General features: G+C 36.3%; 13 protein-coding genes, 1 other RNA gene and 1 riboswitch. Of the genes, 4 read left to right on the top strand and 10 right to left on the bottom strand.

What is annotated here, in order from left to right; translation table 11 throughout:
* Nucleotides 1–3 precede the first annotated feature (3 nt).
* The 3 genes from B045_RS0104155 to B045_RS0104145 all read right to left on the bottom strand — a co-directional run bounded on the left by B045_RS0104155 (nt 4) and on the right by B045_RS0104145 (nt 5335).
* The gene (locus B045_RS0104155) at nt 4–765 is read right to left on the bottom strand and encodes a polysaccharide biosynthesis/export family protein (protein ID WP_018463012.1); all 762 of its coding nucleotides are present in this window, start codon (nt 763–765) and stop codon (nt 4–6) included.
* Between the two features lie 1001 nt (nt 766–1766).
* Complete coding sequence (locus tag B045_RS0104150; protein ID WP_018463011.1) at nt 1767–3122, bottom strand: alanine/glycine:cation symporter family protein; 1356 nt, start codon at nt 3120–3122, stop codon at nt 1767–1769.
* 194 nt (nt 3123–3316) lie between these two features.
* Nucleotides 3317–5335: a glycoside hydrolase family 127 protein gene (locus tag B045_RS0104145; RefSeq protein ID WP_018463010.1), complete on the bottom strand. Its 2019-nt coding sequence runs from the start codon at nt 5333–5335 to the stop codon at nt 3317–3319.
* A 270-nt stretch (nt 5336–5605) separates the two neighbouring features.
* Between B045_RS0104145 and ssrA the strand changes: the two genes are divergently transcribed.
* Nucleotides 5606–6003, top strand: a transfer-messenger RNA (tmRNA) gene (gene ssrA, locus B045_RS15050).
* Nucleotides 6004–6151: 148 nt separating this feature from the next.
* On the opposite strand, the gene B045_RS0104140 is transcribed toward ssrA, so the two are convergent.
* The 3 genes from B045_RS0104140 to B045_RS0104130 all read right to left on the bottom strand — a co-directional run bounded on the left by B045_RS0104140 (nt 6152) and on the right by B045_RS0104130 (nt 9213).
* Nucleotides 6152–6421, bottom strand: a complete 270-nt coding sequence (locus B045_RS0104140) for a hypothetical protein (protein WP_018463009.1) — start codon at nt 6419–6421, stop codon at nt 6152–6154.
* 303 nt (nt 6422–6724) lie between these two features.
* Nucleotides 6725–8185, bottom strand: a complete 1461-nt coding sequence (locus B045_RS0104135) for an aminoacyl-histidine dipeptidase (protein ID WP_018463008.1) — start codon at nt 8183–8185, stop codon at nt 6725–6727.
* A gap of 23 nt (nt 8186–8208) precedes the next feature.
* The gene (locus tag B045_RS0104130; protein WP_169400980.1) at nt 8209–9213 is read right to left on the bottom strand and encodes a lysylphosphatidylglycerol synthase transmembrane domain-containing protein; all 1005 of its coding nucleotides are present in this window, start codon (nt 9211–9213) and stop codon (nt 8209–8211) included.
* A 320-nt stretch (nt 9214–9533) separates the two neighbouring features.
* Nucleotides 9534–9630: riboswitch (purine riboswitch) on the top strand.
* 12 nt (nt 9631–9642) lie between these two features.
* Here B045_RS0104130 and B045_RS0104120 point away from each other — a divergent pair.
* Nucleotides 9643–10992 carry an MATE family efflux transporter gene (locus tag B045_RS0104120; RefSeq protein ID WP_018463005.1) on the top strand — a complete coding sequence of 450 codons (1350 nt, stop codon included), beginning with the start codon at nt 9643–9645 and terminating at the stop codon, nt 10990–10992.
* Between the two features lie 325 nt (nt 10993–11317).
* Here the strand turns inward: B045_RS0104120 and B045_RS0104115 are convergent, their stop codons facing one another.
* From B045_RS0104115 to B045_RS0104100, 4 genes are all read right to left on the bottom strand, one after another.
* A complete protein-coding gene (locus B045_RS0104115; RefSeq protein WP_018463004.1) occupies nt 11318–12118 on the bottom strand; it encodes a FecR family protein in 801 nt (266 codons plus the stop codon).
* A gap of 12 nt (nt 12119–12130) precedes the next feature.
* Nucleotides 12131–13186, bottom strand: coding sequence for a DUF4249 domain-containing protein (locus B045_RS0104110; protein WP_162163161.1), 1056 nt, complete (start codon nt 13184–13186; stop codon nt 12131–12133).
* Between the two features lie 5 nt (nt 13187–13191).
* A complete protein-coding gene (locus B045_RS0104105) occupies nt 13192–15846 on the bottom strand; it encodes a TonB-dependent receptor (protein WP_018463002.1) in 2655 nt (884 codons plus the stop codon).
* Nucleotides 15847–15929: 83 nt separating this feature from the next.
* The gene (locus tag B045_RS0104100; RefSeq protein WP_018463001.1) at nt 15930–16418 is read right to left on the bottom strand and encodes an RNA polymerase sigma-70 factor; all 489 of its coding nucleotides are present in this window, start codon (nt 16416–16418) and stop codon (nt 15930–15932) included.
* A 1014-nt stretch (nt 16419–17432) separates the two neighbouring features.
* On the opposite strand from B045_RS0104100, the gene rsmA reads away from it, so the two are divergent.
* Together rsmA and B045_RS0104085 are read left to right on the top strand one after the other, a co-directional pair.
* Nucleotides 17433–18227, top strand: a complete 795-nt coding sequence (gene rsmA / locus B045_RS0104090) for a 16S rRNA (adenine(1518)-N(6)/adenine(1519)-N(6))-dimethyltransferase RsmA (protein ID WP_018462999.1) — start codon at nt 17433–17435, stop codon at nt 18225–18227.
* Nucleotides 18228–18231: 4 nt separating this feature from the next.
* Complete coding sequence (locus B045_RS0104085) at nt 18232–18708, top strand: GAF domain-containing protein (protein ID WP_018462998.1); 477 nt, start codon at nt 18232–18234, stop codon at nt 18706–18708.
* Nucleotides 18709–18729: the final 21 nt, after the last annotated feature.

Genomic DNA, 18729 nt, shown 5'->3' with positions numbered 1-18729 from the left:
TTGTTATTTAAAAACTACTATGGCAATGGTTGTAATCAATGAAGCTATTGAAATCCAGAAAGAAGTTGACTGCAAATTATTACCATTTGCAGTAGTTTGTCTTTGTCTAGTCTTATTCGCAGGAACGTAAACTATATCATTCTGTTTAAGATAGTATGCCGGAGATGACATTGCTTCTTTTGCTGATGTAAGGTTTACGATATATGTTTCTTTTTGGTTGCCGTTATCCCTTACCACCATAATGTCTTTTCTTTTTCCGTATATTGTCATATCACCAGCCATACTCAATGCCTCAAGTATATTGATATTGTCTTTGTCAATGCTTATACTTCCTGGTTTGTTAACTTCACCCAAAACAGAAACTTTGAGATTCGTAAAATCCAATGTGACGATTGCGTCCTTCACTCCATACTCTTCAATAAGTTTACTCTTAATAGTCTCTGCTGCTTCAGAACGAGTCTTGCCGCTCAACTTTATCTTTCCAATCATAGGAAAGTCAACCTCACCATTTGGATCAACAGTATATGATAGTATTTTCTGCATGTTTGGCAAGGATATATTAAAGTGTTCTGTTAGAACTTCATCTTTACTTTTTACAAATATGGATATTTTATCTCCAGGAAGAAGTTTTATTTCCTGTGGAGTTATATTTATTATATCGTTAGCTTTTATATCTTGCATGTAATTAACTTTATCTGTTGTCTTACACGAAGCTAACAATGTTATTATTGCAATAAAAAATAGAGATTTTATAGTTCTTGTCATCAGACTTAATGTTATGAATACTTATTTATTATATAAATAATAACTCTTTTTTTACCTGTTTATTATTTATAGATTACAAAAAACATGGGCATAATTTATTATTATGGAATATCGCTATATTAATACTACAACTTCTTATGCTTTCAAAAAGCAAATAAGCTTGTTTCTCCTTAGGGCTTTTGTTTTTTAGCTATGCAGTTGAATAGCCTTTTAAAAAAGAAAAATGTGGAATTAAACAGACCATTTAGCTTCGATGAGCTACGTTTTAGCTACGTCATTTTTCCTATATATTATGTACGTGCACGCGCGCACTTAGGACTTTTTGAAAATACTAGTGTCGAAGTGGCAACATAATGAATATCAATATTTTACCGACTATTTTTAATAATATATAGTGACGGTGATATGACAAAGAAACCTCAAATTTCATCATGCGTTTTATGAAGAAAAGCATTGCGATTTACGTTGTTTTGGGGAGTGATATGGGCCTTATTACTCGGTAAAGTATCATGAAACGTAATTTAGTTTGCTTGCAAAATTGCATTAGAAGATTATGAAAAATTCTCAATTAGATTTCTACTTGACACATTTCGTCACTTGATTATTCTCGAAAAGAAGTCTAATAAGTTGATAATCAATGGATAGACATTTCGACACTGGTATTTCTGAAAAGTTTAAAGTGTGCGTACGTGTGTGAATTATTATGTGTAGCACCTATAATTAAAACTTTGGCTAACAGCTCACCGTTAATTTCATTGCATAGACAAAAATCTTGCAGTATCTTTGCCAAGAATTCAGCGGAATTAACAAGCTTTGAAATAATGTTTTCGTTTACTCTATCAATTTGCACATCCTCAATCCTTTTGATAGAGCCTACGGTTCATTAATAAAATCGCTCATAGAATATTCTAAAAACAATTTAAGTTGGCGTAGCTAGAATGTAGTTTTGTAGCTAAATAAATGAAATCACACAGTATGGGACTGTTGATTATATGGCATACTTATTCTTCCATATCTTTATCAAGATTGTTGCGCCAAAGATATTTCCTAGTCTCATGCACAATTATTCCATTAAGTAGCAATAGTGATATTAAGTTTGGTATAGCCATAAGAGCATTCATGCAGTCGGCAATGTTCCATACAACAGCAAGATTGGCGATGCTTCCTATAAATACAGCTACGATGTAAACTATTCTGTATGCATACATTAGTTTCTTTCCGCTAAGATATTCAATAGCACGCTCTCCATAGTAACTCCAACCTAGTATTGTGCTGAAAGCGAAAGTAAGCAAACCGAATGTAAGCAATGGAGCACCAATATATGGAATTTTGCAGAACGCCTGATTTGTCAGGGTTGCTCCGTTAGTATAATCTATGTCTGGATAGGCTAGGATGCTGCTCACTACTACCAGTCCTGTTAAAGCACATATAACCACAGTGTCCCAGAATGTTCCAGTTGATGAAACTAATGCCTGGCGTACTGGATTACGTGTCTGTGCTGCCGCTGCAACGATAGGTGCCGAACCAAGTCCTGACTCATTAGAGAACAGTCCTCGTGCGATTCCGTATCTTGCCGCCATCATAACTGTTGTACCTGCTGTTCCTCCTACAATAGATTTTGTAGTGAATGCCGAACTGCATATCATCTTTACTGCTGGCCACACGTAATGTCCGTTTACAAACAATATGTATATACATCCAAGAACATATAGTATAGCCATGAATGGAACAAGTATTTCACATACTTTGGCGATACTCTTCACACCTCCAAGCAATACTGCTGCGGTGAGTCCACATATAATGCAGCCACTTACAACGGGTGATATGTGATATGTATTTTGTGCAAGCGTGGCAATGGCATTTGCTTGAACGGTATTTCCGATTCCAAATGCTGCTATGGCAGTGAATATTGCGAATAGTACGCCCATCCATTTCCATCCTAATCCCTTTTCTAGGGCATACATCGGACCTCCAAGCATCTTGCCTTTAGCGGTCTTCTGTCTGTATTTTATCGAAAGTAATCCTTCTGCATACTTAGTTGAAATGCCGAATACACCTGTTAGCCAGCACCACAACACCGCTCCAGGTCCTCCTAGTGCTATAGCGGTGGCTACACCAACAATGTTGCCCGTGCCGATTGTAGCAGCTAATGCGGTAGACAATGCGCCGAATTGGGATACGTCTCCGGTTGCATTCTTGTCTTTACTCACTGACAGTTTTATCGCAAGAAATATCTTGCGTTGTGGAAAACGTAATCTTATAGTTAGGAATATATGTGTGCCCAACAACAGAATAATCATTGGCCAACCCCATAGTAATGAACTGAATGTCTCGAAGAAATTGTTTACTACTTCCATTTAAATTGTAAATATAATGAGCTGCAAAGTTATGCAAAATGTCATTATAATACAAATTAAATAGTCAAAAAATAAGTTTTGTTCATTAAAATACAATCATATTGATTTTAAAATAGTGCTTTGGCTTATCATTTGTTGCAAAATTAAAAAGGTGTACTCATTATATTGAGTACACCTTTGAATTTGTTATATGTTTATTTAAGTTTGTTTTGTAGCCAGACATACATGTGACCTGCTCCGCGATGATTCCACGCATAGTATGGTATCAAAGTGAGATTTACGTTTTTCAGTTGCAAATCTCCATTGGCATTGCGTTCCAACACCTGTGCATCAGTCGTTATAGCGTCAACTTTGAATGGTTTTCCATCAGCTTCTGTATTAACGATAGAATAATCGTTTATAAGTTTGAAAGTTGGATTGTTGCGTAGGAATGTGTTTTGAATACTTACGCCATTGTTGTCTGCCCATTCAGCGCAATAGACTAATGGTCCACGTTCAACAGCAACCAATCCTTTGTCATCCTTTACATGGCTGTTGGCTACAACAGTCCTTGGTTGCATGTCGAATGATATGGCGATGTTGTCGCCTTTCTTTATATTTTTAAGGCATACATATCCTTGTGGATTTATTGTAGCCTCTACTTTCTTACCGTTGCGGGTAATCATCCAAGATGCGTTGCTATTATCGGTAAACTTATACAAATCACTTGGCACAACCTCGTTACGTATCCATCCAGGAATACGAATCATCATATTGGCTTTGCTGTTCTTGTTGTTTACGACCTTAATATTTATATTTCCGTCCCAAGGATATGCGGTAGTGGTATGAAGTTCCATATCTTTTCCGGCTACTTTCAATTTTGCATCGCTCGCCATGAACAAGTTTACGTAAACGTCATTATTCTTAACTGCATATACATATCCTGGAATTGAAGGGATAAATCTGCTTAAGTTGCTTGGACAGCATGCACATCCAAACCAAGGTTGGCGGGTTGTTGTGCCGTCAGAATTAAACTTATATACACCGTCAGAAGACAGTGGGTTAGGGTAGAAGAACTTACCTCCGTCAACACTCATACCACTTATCACTCCATTATATAATGTGCGCTCAAGACAGTCAATATATTTAGATTCTCCATGCAACATGAAAAGTCGTAAATTCAGATAGCATTGTGCTATTGCTGCGCATGTCTCGTTGTAAGCAGTCATATTTGGTAGTTCATAGTCAGCGCCAAAAGCCTCTCCTTCATGTCTTGCTCCAACACCACCAGTGAGGTAGTATTTCTTTGAAACTATGTTTTCCCAAATTTTGTCAATGGCCTTTACGTATGCCGTGTCACCAGTTAGTGCCGCAATGTCAGCCATTCCAGCATACATATATCCTGCTCTTACGGCATGTCCCCATGCTTCAGTCTGTTGAGTTACAGGCTTGTCACTCTGTGAATATATATTCTTTATGCTTGTTTTTCCACGATAGTCAAGAAAGAACTTAGCTTCATCAAGATATTTATGGTCACCTGTTGCGAGATATAGTTTTGCAAGGCCCATCTCTGCTATTTGATGTCCTGGTACTACACATGCTTGACCGGGTTTCGGTCCCACTTCTCTTACCACGCAGTCAGCGTATCTTCTAGCTATGTCTAAGAATTTCTTAGACCCTGTTGCTTGATAATGTGCTACAGCGGCATCAAGCATGTGACCAAGATTATATAATTCGTGACTTAGCACTTCTTCCTGAACCCATCTTTTGTTTCCCGACCAAGGGTGAGGATGTTTCGGGTTCATAGTGCGTGCGGTATATAGATATCCGTCAGGCTCTTGTGCTGCTCCAACGATATTCAGGACACTGTCTATATAGTTCTTCAACTTCTTGTCTGGATAAGATTGAAGAATGTAGCTTGCTCCCTCTATTGTCTTGTAAACATCTGTGTCGTCAAAAGGGAAAATCATGTATTTGTTTACCACATAGTCATCACTAGGGTGTGCGGCTTTTACGAAATTGTCATATCGATGTTCTGTCTGGCATTTACTGAAAGCCAAAGGAATCGTTACGTCTTTGGCAGCTTTCAGTCTGTTGCCCCAGAATGAGCCGGTTGAAAGTTTAACTCCTGTGAATGGTACTTGCTGATAAGGGTATCCCGTTACAGCAGGTTGTGCATGCGAACTTGCATACATTGCGCATGTAATAATTGATAGAATAAGTCTCTTTTTCATTTCGGTATTGTGATTTACTTATAAATTATTCGGCGAAGATATAAATAAATTCTTTCGCTTGCAACAATATTGAGGTGTATTTTCAACACTATTTAAAATTTGTGGCTAATCAATTTGATTTATACGATGAAGATTTGATTAGTCCGATAGCTCTGCTAGCTCAGTATTACCTTAATGTAGTTATACTATTTTAAAATAAATAGGGGGAAATATTTGGAAGTTAGACTAATTGGCATTATCTTTGCACCCTACATACATAGTATGATTCTCGGGGTTGACTGGATTTGACGGCGAGATGAGATGGTACGTAAGCACGCGGAGCCTTGATAGTTCGCTCCTAAATCAGAGTTATCACAAATTTAATTGGCGAAAACAATTACGCTCTCGCAGCTTAATCGAATTATAGTAGATTTAGCATAATTCCGTCATTAGATGATGGAACGAGACACTGCTCTAAGGATGTTGTTCCGAATCTGAGGGTAAAGCGGTGCAGGAAAATCGGGAATAGTCATAGTAAGCCTCGTTACTTTGATGAAAATTTAGAGGATAAGGCTTCAGTTGGTGGTCCAGGTCTTGCTGTTGCACGAAAATTAAAGGCTGGAATAAACGTGTAGAAAGCGTATGGTTTCCTTGTGCGGACGTGGGTTCGAATCCCACCAGCTCCACAAAAAAATGGTTTTCAAAGTATTTTGAAAACCATTTTTTTTATGCCCTTAATAACTTTTTGCGATGTATATTAAGTTCCCAATCATACCTATTTTTAACAATAATGCTTTTGATTATATAACGGCTGTAAGGTACGATCGAGAATAAGAGTTACATAATGTAGTATTTCTTAGCCAATTCCATTATGGCATGCAAATTTGGCATGGGTATACCATAACGGTCCATTTTCACAAATCTGTTGATGTTATATTGTTCTACTCCTCGGCATCCTTTTGGATTATCGATAACAGTTTCACACAGAACTGGTTCAACCAATAGGCGTGCGCCCTTAGGATATTCGTCATAGTTGTTGATATATCTTATTATAAGGTCGGTGACCTCGTTGATGTAGGATTTAATATCCTCAATTCTCTTCTTCATAGGTTTCTATATTTTGTTAGACTTTGAGTGCAAATATAGCGACTCGCTATTGAATTGCAAAATGTGTGCCTAATATTTGCAGAATATTGTCTTACCTTCACATTCGTGTAAATATAGAAATATATTTTGACGAAAAGTAATTCTTTTTAAATTAAACCTTTTCCCATATCATGAGTCTATACATAAAGCATCTGACAAGAACATTATTTTACTTGTCAGGATAGCGATTAGTTATTATTTTGGCTTAAAAAAGGGGTGACCGTGAGGCCATCCCTTAATTTTTATCTATTATAATCAATATACTTATTTTACAGGAACTTCAAGCAAAGCCTGTTTAAGTAGGTTCCAGAATGGAGCGATAGTAGAAACTTGGCAACGCTCACTTGTTGTGTGAGGACTGCGAAGAGTTGGACCCATGCTCACTACATCCATATTAGGATACTTTCCAAGAATTACTGAACACTCAAGACCTGCATGATCTACTTGTACAATAGAATCTTCACCAATTTGTTCCTTATATATCTTCTTAAGAAGATTAAGAATTTCACTGTTTGGATTTGGATCCCAACCACCATAGCTTCCGCCTGTTTCGACTTTCATACCTGCCATGTTGAAACAGCTTTCAAGAGTCTTTGTTATATAATCTTTCATGTCTTCACGAGAAGAACGTGCAAGAATCTTTATATCAGCTTCTCCGTTACCGATGTTGATGATAGCGAGGTTGCTTGATGTTTCAACAACGTCAGGGTAAACTGGTATCATGCGCATTACGCCATTATGGCATGCATAAATGGCATCAATAAGGTTATCCTGAATTTCAATAGGTACTTCTGTTGCAGGAGCCTTTACTTCCTCGGCAAAGAATTCTATATTATTCTCAATAGTCTTAAACTCGTCATTGAAGTCTTCTTTCCACTCAGCAACTAGATCTTTTACAGCATCGATATTCTCCTTTGGCATTGTGAGAACAACCTCAGCCTGGAATGGAATAGCATTGCGCATGTTTCCACCATTCCATGAAGCAAGGCGTGCATCACATTCCTCAATGGCTTCACGTACAAAGCGAACCATTAGTTTGTTTGCGTTTGCGCGTCCTTCATGAATTTCAAGACCAGAGTGTCCACCTTTTAGTCCTTTTAGTGTGACCTTCAATGCAGAGTCTTCCTTGTCGGTCTCTACTTCCTTATATTTTAATGTAGCAGTAACGTCAATACCACCAGCGCTACCGATAACAAATTTGCCCCAAGTTTCAGAGTCAAGATTCATAAGGATATCGGCTTTGAGTTCACCTTCAGGAAGATCGTTTGCGCCATACATACCAGTCTCCTCATCGGCTGTGATAAGACCCTCAATAGGTCCGTGCTGAAGATCTTTAGCCTCCATTACAGCCATGATAGCAGCAACGCCCATACCATCGTCAGCACCAAGAGTCGTACCTTTAGCACGTACCCACCCCTCTTCGTCAACATAGGCTTCGATAGGATCAGTTTCAAAGTTATGTTTGCTTTCTGGAGCTTTCTGTGGAACCATATCCATGTGAGCCTGAAGCAAAATCGTTTTGCGATTTTCCATACCTTCTGTGGCAGGCTTGCGCATTATGATGTTGTTTCCCTTATCCTTAAATGCCTCAACGCCTACACTCTGTGCAAAGTCGAGTAAGAATTTCTGAACTTTTTCCAAATGTCCTGATGGACGTGGAATTTGAGTAAGTGCATGGAAGTTGCGCCAAATGCACTCAGGCTTTAATTTTGCGATTTCACTCATAATGTTAATATCTTAAATGGTTATTAATCTTTTGCTGTTATTTTTCTTCTTTTTGTAAATGCCAGGGCAAGCCATGCATATAGTCCGAGCAATACTACTAAAAGAGTCTGCACACTGTGTACGATAAGTACGAAATATAATGCGTCTGTTTCTGCCACCCCATATAATATAAGCATAGTCTTAACAGCAAAGTGCCATGGACCAGCTCCATTTGGAGTCGGTACGATAACGGCAATGCTGCCCACAATGAATGTGACAAGTGCACACGACATACCAAGATTTGATGTCGATGTGAAACAAAAAAATGTGAGATAGTAATGCAAAAAGTAGCTTCCCCATATAGCTAATGTGTAGAATATAAAAAGAGGTACATTTCGAACATCCTTTAATGATATGACGCCTTGCCATATACCATGCAGGGTTCCTCTCACTTTATCAATAATACAAAGCCTTTTGAATAGATAGTATAGTAGTATGATTACTGCTATACCGCAGATTGCGGTGACTAGCCATCCTGTGAATGAGAAACTACGAAGTATAGAATGAATACTAGTTCCAGTCTCATCAAAAAAGCGATTGAATACTCTGAATTGATAAAGAAATGTAAACAGAGCAATGAGCAATACTAGAACAGAGTCTATGGCACGTTCTGAAACTACCGTTCCTATCGCTTTAGGAAAAGAAACGTTGTCGTAGTGTTTTAATACTCCGCAACGGGCGAATTCGCCTATACGTGGTATTACAAGGCTAACGGCATAAGACAGAAATATGGAATGAACAGATGTTGAAGCACGTGGATTCTCCCCTACAGGCTGTAGTGTCTGCTTCCAACGCCATCCACGAAAAGCCTGTGCCAGTATTCCAAAAGGGAACGACAATAGCATCCACGTCCAGTTCATTTCTTTAAATAGAATTTTGCTGACGCTATGGAAATCAAAGTCTCGATACATCCAATACAATATTGCTCCGCCCAAGATGAGAGGTAGGATAATCTTGAATATTTTGCCTATTATTTTTTTCACTTTCAGTATTTTAAGATGTATCACACCAAAGTTGGTCTGTATCTTTTATCTTGCAAAGATAATGCAAACGAGTGGAAAAGCAAAATAAAACTTGTTTTAATTTTGTTTTCCCGAGTGNAGCTTANCTTCACCGTAGGTAGAGTCATGCAAACGAGTGGAAAAGCAAAATAAAACTTGTTTTAATTTTGTTTTCCCGAGTGCAGCTACTTTTTATAATTAAAATGCTTTATAGTGATATACCATCACTCGAAATGTAGAACGAGCCATATTTATATTGTTCTCTCACTTTATTATGTTATATTATTCGTTGCTTTCAATAAATTACATTAATTTTGCTGTCTGTTTGCTATATAGGTCTGAAATTGGTCAGGCGTTTCTACCGGCTACCGCAAATAGACGTCTATGGCATTTGATAGTAGAAACGAATAACAAAAAATGAATTCTTTTAAAAAGTATACAGTGCAATATCCGCTATTGGTGAAGCTTGGTGTGCCAATAATTATAGGACAGTTAGGGACGATAGTATTGGGATTTTCCGACACATTGATGATAGGACATCACTCTATTCAGGAATTGGCGGCAGCAAGTTTTGTCACCAATATGTTTACACTTGCATTGCTTTTTGGACTAGGCTTTTCTTATGGGCTGACTCCGATTATAGGAAAACTGCATGGCCAGGAGCAGAAATTCAGCATAGGTAAAGCTCTTAAAAATGGACTTGCTTCTGGTTGCGTACTGACAATATTCCTTATATTGCTGATGGGATTACTATATCTTAATCTGTCAAATCTAGGACAGCCAGAAGAACTGTTGCCAATAATGCGACCTTTTTTTCTGGTGAATTTGGTTTCGATACCGTTTGTTATCGGATTTAATACTTTCAAACAATTCTTTGATGGAACATCAGATGTAAAGACACCAATGTTTGTGATGATATTTGGAAACGTACAGAATATCATTGGTAATTACATTCTTATTTATGGTAAGTTTGGAATGCCAGAATGTGGATTGTTAGGTGCTGGAATTTCTACTATGTTCGCGCGATTTATGATGTGTGTGATATTGGTATTAATATTCTTTACTCGAAAGAAATTTGCAGAATATCGCAAAGGCTTTTTTTGTGGGAAAGTAAACATGAAAGATTTTAAGTATCAGAATAAGCAAGGATGGCCTCTGGCTTTGCAGATGGGTATGGAGACAGCAGCTTTCAGTCTTTCAAGTGTTATGGTTGGTTGGATAGGCACAACAGCTTTGGCCGCACATCAGGTTATGCTTACAATCAGTCAGTTAGGATATATGCTTTATTATGGAATGGCTGCCGCTGTTGCAATACGAGTAAGTAACTACCATGGGCAGAAGAATTATGAAGAAGCAAACAATACCGCCAATGCTGGTTTCCAACTTATATCAATGATGGCTGTTGTGGTAAGTGTTCCAATATTGCTATTGAAAAATTCAATAGGATTATTATTCACAGATTCACAGCAAGTAGTACAGATGGTTTCTCTCACAATAATTCCATTTGTAATTTATCAGTTTGGTGATGGTATGCAGTCAAACTTCGCAAATGCTCTTCGTGGGCTATCCCATGTGAAGCCATTGATGTTTGTTGCTTTCCTTTCTTACTTTGTAATCACCTTGCCATTAGGTTATTTATTGGGTATATATCTTAAAGGAGGAATCATTGGGATATGGAGTGCATTCCCATTTGGGCTCACTATAGCAGGAATACTTTATCGGGTATACTTTAAAAGGACTTTAAAGAGGGAAGCTAGTTTGATATAAATCAATAAAAATGCCTTATAACATGTTTTATAGCATAATTGTTTGCGCACACATAGGAATATTGCTATCTTTGCAGCGATAAAAAGATAAAGATATAAGGATAACAAAATTAAGAAAGGAAAATGATTATGGTAACATTAATGGTATTTGCAGTAGTTGCAGTAATGATTGCACAGGCAATTAACTTAGGCGGCAAACTTAGCTAAAAAAGCTGAGCCCGCTTTTTAAGAAAGAGGATTTATTAAATTAGATATACAGAATGGCATGTCAAGACAATAGTCTGACATGCCATTTTTGCATTCTAGTGATTAATGATTTGGGAATTTTATTTAGAATTAGATTTATATTTTATCTTTACATCAAGAGATTTCTGAATCATATTGATAATCGTGTTTAGATTGTCGGCTTTGAAATCAGCTGTAAGATTAACATTATACTTATCACTAACAAAAGACACCTTGTAATAATCCGAGAGATCGGCAAGAACTTCACGTAGTGGAGTGTCTCTGAACTGGAACTTATGTGTTGCCCATGAAGTACAGTTTGCTGATTCTGTTGCCATTCTTTCTGGATGCATTGCACTTTTTCTCAATATAGCTTTGCAACCTTGATTTATAACGAGAGCATCACTGATATCTGCTGTTGATGCAAAACTTACGGCACCTTGATCTACATATACCGTGGTTGAGTTAGTAGTTTTGTCAACCTCAAGTCTTGTACCAATATCGTTTATCCTGTAGGAGTCATCACTAATGGTGAATGGCTTGCTAGGATTATGAAATATGTCAAGATATACCTTTCCTGTAATCTCAATATCTCTGCAATTCGTGCCTTTATATGACAATGATGATTGAGGAGAGAGTGTAACTTTAGTTCCGTCAGCAAGTGTATAGGTTGTTGTCGAAGCTGCAGCATAAAGAGTAGTCGTTTGATTTAGATAATTGTATATGCCTGCAAATGACAACAAAAGCAAGAATGAGGCCGCCGCTGCCCACCACAGTTTATGACTGTGTTTCTGTATGCCGATACGCATCGCTAGTCGATGATAAGCTGCATTGCTGTCTAGTTTGCTATACTTATAATGTTTAATAACAAATTCCAGACTTTTATCTTCTTGTTTTTTCATAAATATAATCTTTTATTTTTTAACCCAATCTGTTTGAGAAGTAATCCATCCACCTAGCAGTCCAAGTCCTGATGTTACATTTGATACAGTAGGACTAATTTGTGACAATCCATATTTTGCCATATCATTATTTCTGATTTGATTCAATGATTTTAGAAAATAATAATATTGAGGCGTCAAGTGTATTAGCTGCACTTGATATGCTTTGCCAAAATCATAGGATTTATATTGAGTACCGGTTGATACTCCGTATGATATATTACTTAGAATATTTAAATGCAGCGTATATGTCTTGCCATTTATAGATGCATCGTCAAAGATATACATATTTTGATAGGACTCATTCGAAAATCCAAAATTATCATCCACTTCTGATATTGGTGAAAGAAGATCCTCACTACTTCTATTTATCTCAGCCACATTATATATCGAATCCTGATATACAAATGTAACTGTGTCGGCAGGATCAGGGTAGTAGTTTTGTTTATAAGTTTTAAGATCTGGAAAATTATATGTTTCATTTTTACTAGATACCTTAACGTAACCATCATAGCTTTTTACCAATAGCCTAACTGCATAGTAGTCGTGAGTGTTGGGGGTATCTGTAAATGTAGCTGTTACTTGATCGAATTTCTGTGTAGACTCTGAATTTTGGTCATACAAAGCAATCTCTTTTGCTGTTGGCTCACTAATGTTTACAGACTCAGGAATAGTTGTTGTTGCAGAAACAGAAGGTAATCCTTCAGCTTGTACATTGAATGAAATATTGTCTCCTTTTTTTTGTAATCCAGTTATCTTATAGAAGCCTTTCCCTATATATTCAATATTGCTTGCTTTCCCATTAACATTGTAATTTATCTCAGCATTATCTATCGTTTTTTCATCAACAGTGTTAGTATAGTTCTTTACAGGAACACTTCTTACTACTTGCATATATGTAGTGTCAGATTCCGTAGGAAAACAATAAACAACCAATTTTTCACTGTTGTTAATTGTATTAATACTTATATCATCTTTACATGAAACAAGCATGAAGAGCAGTAGTATGAAATATATTATTTTTTGCATGATCATTAAAATTTAATTGTATAACTGAATGATGGAATCACAGGTATATAGGCATGATTCTTAATATAGAAATGTCCGTCTTGCTTTTGTTTTACTTCAGCATACATTGAGTTAAAATGACAATAAGCATTGTAAAAGCTGACATTGAATATGCGTTCGTGATTATGTTTCGTTACATGGTGAAAATCAAATCCAAGGTCTAATCTGTGATAGTTTGGCAACATAAAGTTGTTTGGCTTCTCATAGATGAAATCTGATGTTGAATTTTCTGAAGGTTTTCCTTCTGGTACATTCGGCATCGGCACATACTGTGTTGGAATAGTAATGTGGTTGCCTGAATGGAACGTCCAGTCGGCAAAGGCTGATATTGAGTGGGTGATTTGCCATCGTGCTGATAAATCAATCTTATGACGGTTATCGAACTTGTCGAAATACCACTTTGGATAGAATTCTTCGTATTTTCTTTGGTTCCATGAAAGAGTATAAGAACCTCTTAGTAGGAAATTGCTGATTTTATATGATGCATCAAGTTCCATACCGTAGAATCTGCCTTCTCCGTCCATCACAGCCTTGTCCCATCTTGCTGCCGGTGGCTCAAGTCCTGACCAACTAGCATACTGAAGCAAGTGATTGCTATGCTTATAATAACCTTCTACAGAAATTAGCAAGTTGTTATAGGGTAGAAAGTATGCTCCTGTTGTTAACTGCCAAGAATTCATAGGATGTAAAATTTCTGTTGTTGGAACCCAATAGTCTGTTGGAAGTTCCAAGAATGAGTTTGATATCTTATGTACATACTGCGTCATAGAAGTGTAAGAAGCCTTGAATGATAAATTGTCAAAAGGTTGATACTTCATCGCAAAACGAGGATTAATATTGGTGAATGTTTTACCATGAATGGAAAATAGCGATGCGTTTATGCCAGCGTTTATACTCCAATGACTATTGATAATCATTTCATCTTCTCCATATATACTACATTCGCGGGCTGGATAATTATTTTTGCTAGACATGGATGTTGTATCTTTACTAGTAGAATTATCGCAACTGCTCATTAAATATCTTGTTTGTGGGTGGAAGAAATGCCAAGTAAAGTCGTTGCCAAAACGTATGTGATGATGTGGAGATGGTCGATAGTCAAACGACATACGATATCCGTAGTCACGTATCGATGACTTGTATTCATGTTCATAATGAGTTTGTTCTGTTACATCCTTCCCATGTTTACCCAGATCATCTTCTTGTGATTTAAATTTGGATATATTATAAGTATATATAGCATTAAAATTGGCAAATAGTTTCGGTGAAAACTGATGCTCAAAAAGAAGAGCCATATTGAAGTTTCCCCAATTGAAATCATTTTTCGTTATGTCTTTGTCATTGTATGATGTACCGTAACTATCATTGCAGTCATCTTTTGTGTTCAGCTTATCTTCTCCTGAATAAACACTCAATGACATGCGATTACGATTGTTGAAGATGTTTGTTATTTTGGCATTTAGGTCATGAAAAAAATAACATAGATTGAGCTTGTCATCAGAACTGCTCGACTTATTGTATAAAGCAAAAGCTGGACGTGATAGAATATCTATCCAACTGCGTCGCAATCCAAAGTTAAAAGAAGTCTTACCTTTGCGTATAGGACCTTCAAACTGTAAACTTCCGTCAAGAAGCCCCAGTCTGTAACTACCGTGATAGTGGTTTAAATCACCATCATCAGTTCTTACGTCAACAACAGAAGATAGCCTACCTCCATATCTGGCAGGAAATCCACCTTTGTAAAAATCTATATTCTTTACTACATCGGAATTAAATGCCGAAAATAATCCCAGTGCATGATTTACTTGATAGAGTGGAGAACCGTCTATAAGAAATAAATTCTCATCATTGTTGCCCCCATGAACATATAGTCCAGTGGTAAGTTCCACTCCAGAAGCTACTCCACTTGAACGCTGTAATGTCTTTATTACGTCTGGGCTGCTAAGTAGAGCAAATTCTGTTTTGACATCCTGCTTGCCGAAAGAATGTTTGCCAGTTTGTGTAGTCATTAGTGGAGAGTTTAAATCAGCAGTTATTACAATCTCCTTAATGTTTGCATTCTCTTTAAGTATGAAATTCAGATGTACGTTTGATTTTAAATTCACCTTTTCCTGCTTGTCATCAAATCCAATGTATCCGCATCTTATATTGTGTGTGCCTTCTGACAGAGTTATGGAGAAAAATCCAGATGAATTTGTCATAGTCGCTAGTCCGGTAGCCATATCCTGAATCGTAGCATTGATGAGTCTCTCGCCATTCACGTCTTCTGCAAATCCGCTAAGAGTATAATTGTGTTTTATGTCGTGTTGTTCTTTGCGATGTGGAGTGTGAATAGAAAACTTTACTTCAGTCTTTAGCTTTAACATTATGTAATCCCCATTAATAGAAAAGTCTATATCGCTGTTTGCAAAAAGTGATTGAAGAGCTTGTGGAATAGTCATTTTTTTTAATGATTTTCCTTTATACGGTCTATCCAAAGGAAGGGATGAGTCATATACAAAATTTATTTTTTTCTCATTTCTCAACCATTCAATCTGTTGCCTCATGGTCTTAGCCTTAGCTGTTATTACCAAAGACACAAAAAGCAAGAAGAATAGCAACACGCATTTACGTAATTTCATTTTTTGTTAATCTTTTGTTTTAATTTATCTATTGGTATGACGCAAAAACATGGATTATCCCCCATTGTAAAACAAAAGGTTTTTTAGAATATAGTAAACATAACAAATAATATTTCATCACGACTGCCATGAAGACGTTTAAGTGCCTTACTTATCTGGTGCTCTACAGTCTTTTCTGAAATACATAATTCTTCGGAAATTTCACAGTATTTCATGCCGTCACGTTTGCTCATAAGAAAAATTTTTCTGCATTTATCTGGCAAGTTATCTATTGCTGTCCACAACTTTGCTTCTTTTTCTGATCGTAATTTAGCTTCATCATCACTGATTATGTTTTCTAAATCAGATGGCTCTATGTCTGTAACAAAAGTAGATTTACGTAAAAAGTCAATACATGCATTGCGCACGGTAGCATATAGATACGCTTCTTGGTTTCTGGGTTCGTGTTCCCATAATTTTACGAAACAGTCTTCCACGATGTCTTCTGCGCTATTCAGGTCATCACCTAAGTAGTGTAAAGCATAAAGACATAATGGTTTATATAATTTTTTAAATAAGGTTTCTATGTTCATGTTATACTATTAATAGAACGGAAAAAGATAAGTGTTATTTATAACTATCTTTTCGTAGTAACGTATATTTAGCATTATAATGTCGCGCAATATACATTTTATTCATCAATGTTAACGATCTCTTCGGCTATGTGCTTGTGATATATTTACATGGTTATTTTTATCATTAGTAAGCTGTTTTATGGTTCGGGTATTCCAACTTTCTAATGCAAGCCTATCAATAGTTTTATCGCATTCTTTATTGCTGTGTTTATAGACAAATTCTATTACTGCAACCAAATATGCGAATAGTTTAAAATACATAATAATCTAAGTTTTGTGCAAATGTAAAGGAATAATTGCTAATAATGAATGTATTAGTGGCTTTTTTGGACTTTTTTATATATATCATTACACTGGTAAATAAAAAATAACAATTTCTTATTCCTTTATGACTTTTATTCCTGGATTTATAATAAGTATTCAAGATGGTTTATCTTACGATCATTTAAGTTTCTATGTTGGTCGTTGTAATTTGGATTGTGTGCCCATTTTGTTTTACAGCTTTAGGTATAGTAAATCCATTCTATTTCAAAAGAACACTATATTGTAGCGAATGTTTGATGCAAATCAATAAAAGTGCCCAAAAATATGTTTTATAGCATATTTATTAGGGCAACGCACCAGAAAGTAGTACCTTTGCAGTAGTAAAAAGATATAAGGATAACAAAATTAAGAAAGGTAAAATGATTATGGTAACATTAATGGTATTTGCAGTAGTTGCAGTAATGATTGCACAGGCAATTAACTTAAACGGCAAACTTAGCTAAAAAGCTGAGTCCGCTTATTTAAGAAAGACAAATTATTAAATTAAATATACTGAATGGCATGTCAAGGCAAAAAGTCTGACATGCCATTTTTTTATGTTTTTATTTTGTTGTTCCTATAAGATTAATTAAATTTGTAGCGTGATATTGATTGTTGTAATATAAATAAGTTTTTCCAATCAATGCCTTTCACATATAAACATATATAATGAAGTTAGTAAAACCAAAGAAAAATTTAGGTCAGCATTTTCTCACTGATTTAGGAATAGCTCGCAGAATAGCCGATACTGTTGATGCCTATCCAGACATTCCTGTACTTGAAATAGGACCAGGAATGGGAGTCTTAACTCAATATCTGGTTACAAAAAACAGAGATGTTAAAGCTGTAGAGATTGATTCTGAATCAGTGGCATTCTTGTATGAGAACTATCCTAAGTTGTGCGATAATATAATAGGCGATGATTTTCTTCGTATGGATCTTAATGAGATCTTTGCAGGTAAGCAGTTTGTGCTTACAGGAAATTATCCTTATGATATTTCTTCCCAGATATTTTTTAAGATGCTTGATTACAAGGAACTTATCCCATGCTGTACTGGTATGATTCAGCGCGAAGTTGCGCTTCGAATTGCATCAGCACCAGGATGTAAAGCCTATGGAATTTTGTCTGTATTGATACAAGCATGGTATGATGTGGAATATCTCTTTACTGTAGACGAGAATGTCTTTAACCCACCACCAAAGGTTAAAAGTGCAGTAATAAGAATGACTCGTAACAGCGTAACCGAACTTGGTTGTGATGAAAAACTTTTCAAGCGTCTTGTAAAAACTGTATTCAATCAGCGTAGAAAAATGTTGAGAGGGAGCATAAAGCAGATGTTTTCAAAGGATCACATGCCAAGTCCTGATTTCTTTACAATGGACATAATGACTAAACGCCCGGAACAGTTGTCTGTTAAGCAGTTTGTAGATTTAACAAATGTCGTAGAAAAAGTATTGCAATAAATATATGGCAATGATGGATAAGAAAGATAAATATGAAACACTTTGTGCACAGATAAAAAGTCTAGTGGAAGGAGAAAAAAATATTATAGGCGTATTGTCTAATGTCTCCTCCATTATGCACGAAACATTCCCAGAAAGCTATTTCTGGGTAGGATTTTATCTTGTTAGTGGAGAAGAATTGATACTAGGACCTTTTCAGGGAAGCGTAGCATGCTATCGCATAAAGAGAGGTCGAGGAGTCTGTGGCAAGGCTTGGGAAGAAAACTCAACATTGATAGTAGATGATGTTGAGGCTTTTCCTGATCATATAGCGTGTTCTTCATTGTCTCGTTCTGAAATTGTGGTTCCTATTCACCGTTCAAATGGTGATGCGTATGGAGTTATTGATATCGATAGCACTGAACTTTCTGCATTTGATGCGACAGACAGACAGTATATTGAAAAGATTGCAAATATTTTATCTAAAGAGTTGCAGTTTTGAAAATTAATATCTAATTTTGTA

The sequence above is a fragment of the Segatella paludivivens DSM 17968 = JCM 13650 genome (assembly GCF_000373185.1).
Classification (GTDB): Bacteria; Bacteroidota; Bacteroidia; order Bacteroidales; family Bacteroidaceae; genus Prevotella; species Prevotella paludivivens.
The sequence above is the reverse complement of the archived record's forward strand: the minus strand, read 5'-3'. Positions and strand labels throughout refer to the sequence as shown.

Bases quoted from the DNA above. Each gene is read 5' to 3' on its own strand.
- B045_RS0104155 (WP_018463012.1), bottom strand. From the start codon at position 765: ATGACAAGAACTATAAAATCTCTATTTTTTATTGCAATAATAACATTG.
- B045_RS0104150 (WP_018463011.1), bottom strand. From the start codon at position 3,122: ATGGAAGTAGTAAACAATTTCTTCGAGACATTCAGTTCATTACTATGG.
- B045_RS0104145 (WP_018463010.1), bottom strand. From the start codon at position 5,335: ATGAAAAAGAGACTTATTCTATCAATTATTACATGCGCAATGTATGCA.
- B045_RS0104140 (WP_018463009.1), bottom strand. From the start codon at position 6,421: ATGAAGAAGAGAATTGAGGATATTAAATCCTACATCAACGAGGTCACC.
- B045_RS0104135 (WP_018463008.1), bottom strand. From the start codon at position 8,185: ATGAGTGAAATCGCAAAATTAAAGCCTGAGTGCATTTGGCGCAACTTC.
- B045_RS0104120 (WP_018463005.1), top strand. From the start codon at position 9,643: ATGAATTCTTTTAAAAAGTATACAGTGCAATATCCGCTATTGGTGAAG.
- B045_RS0104115 (WP_018463004.1), bottom strand. From the start codon at position 12,118: ATGAAAAAACAAGAAGATAAAAGTCTGGAATTTGTTATTAAACATTAT.
- B045_RS0104110 (WP_162163161.1), bottom strand. From the start codon at position 13,186: ATGCAAAAAATAATATATTTCATACTACTGCTCTTCATGCTTGTTTCA.
- B045_RS0104105 (WP_018463002.1), bottom strand. From the start codon at position 15,846: ATGAAATTACGTAAATGCGTGTTGCTATTCTTCTTGCTTTTTGTGTCT.
- B045_RS0104100 (WP_018463001.1), bottom strand. From the start codon at position 16,418: ATGAACATAGAAACCTTATTTAAAAAATTATATAAACCATTATGTCTT.
- rsmA (WP_018462999.1), top strand. From the start codon at position 17,433: ATGAAGTTAGTAAAACCAAAGAAAAATTTAGGTCAGCATTTTCTCACT.
- B045_RS0104085 (WP_018462998.1), top strand. From the start codon at position 18,232: ATGGCAATGATGGATAAGAAAGATAAATATGAAACACTTTGTGCACAG.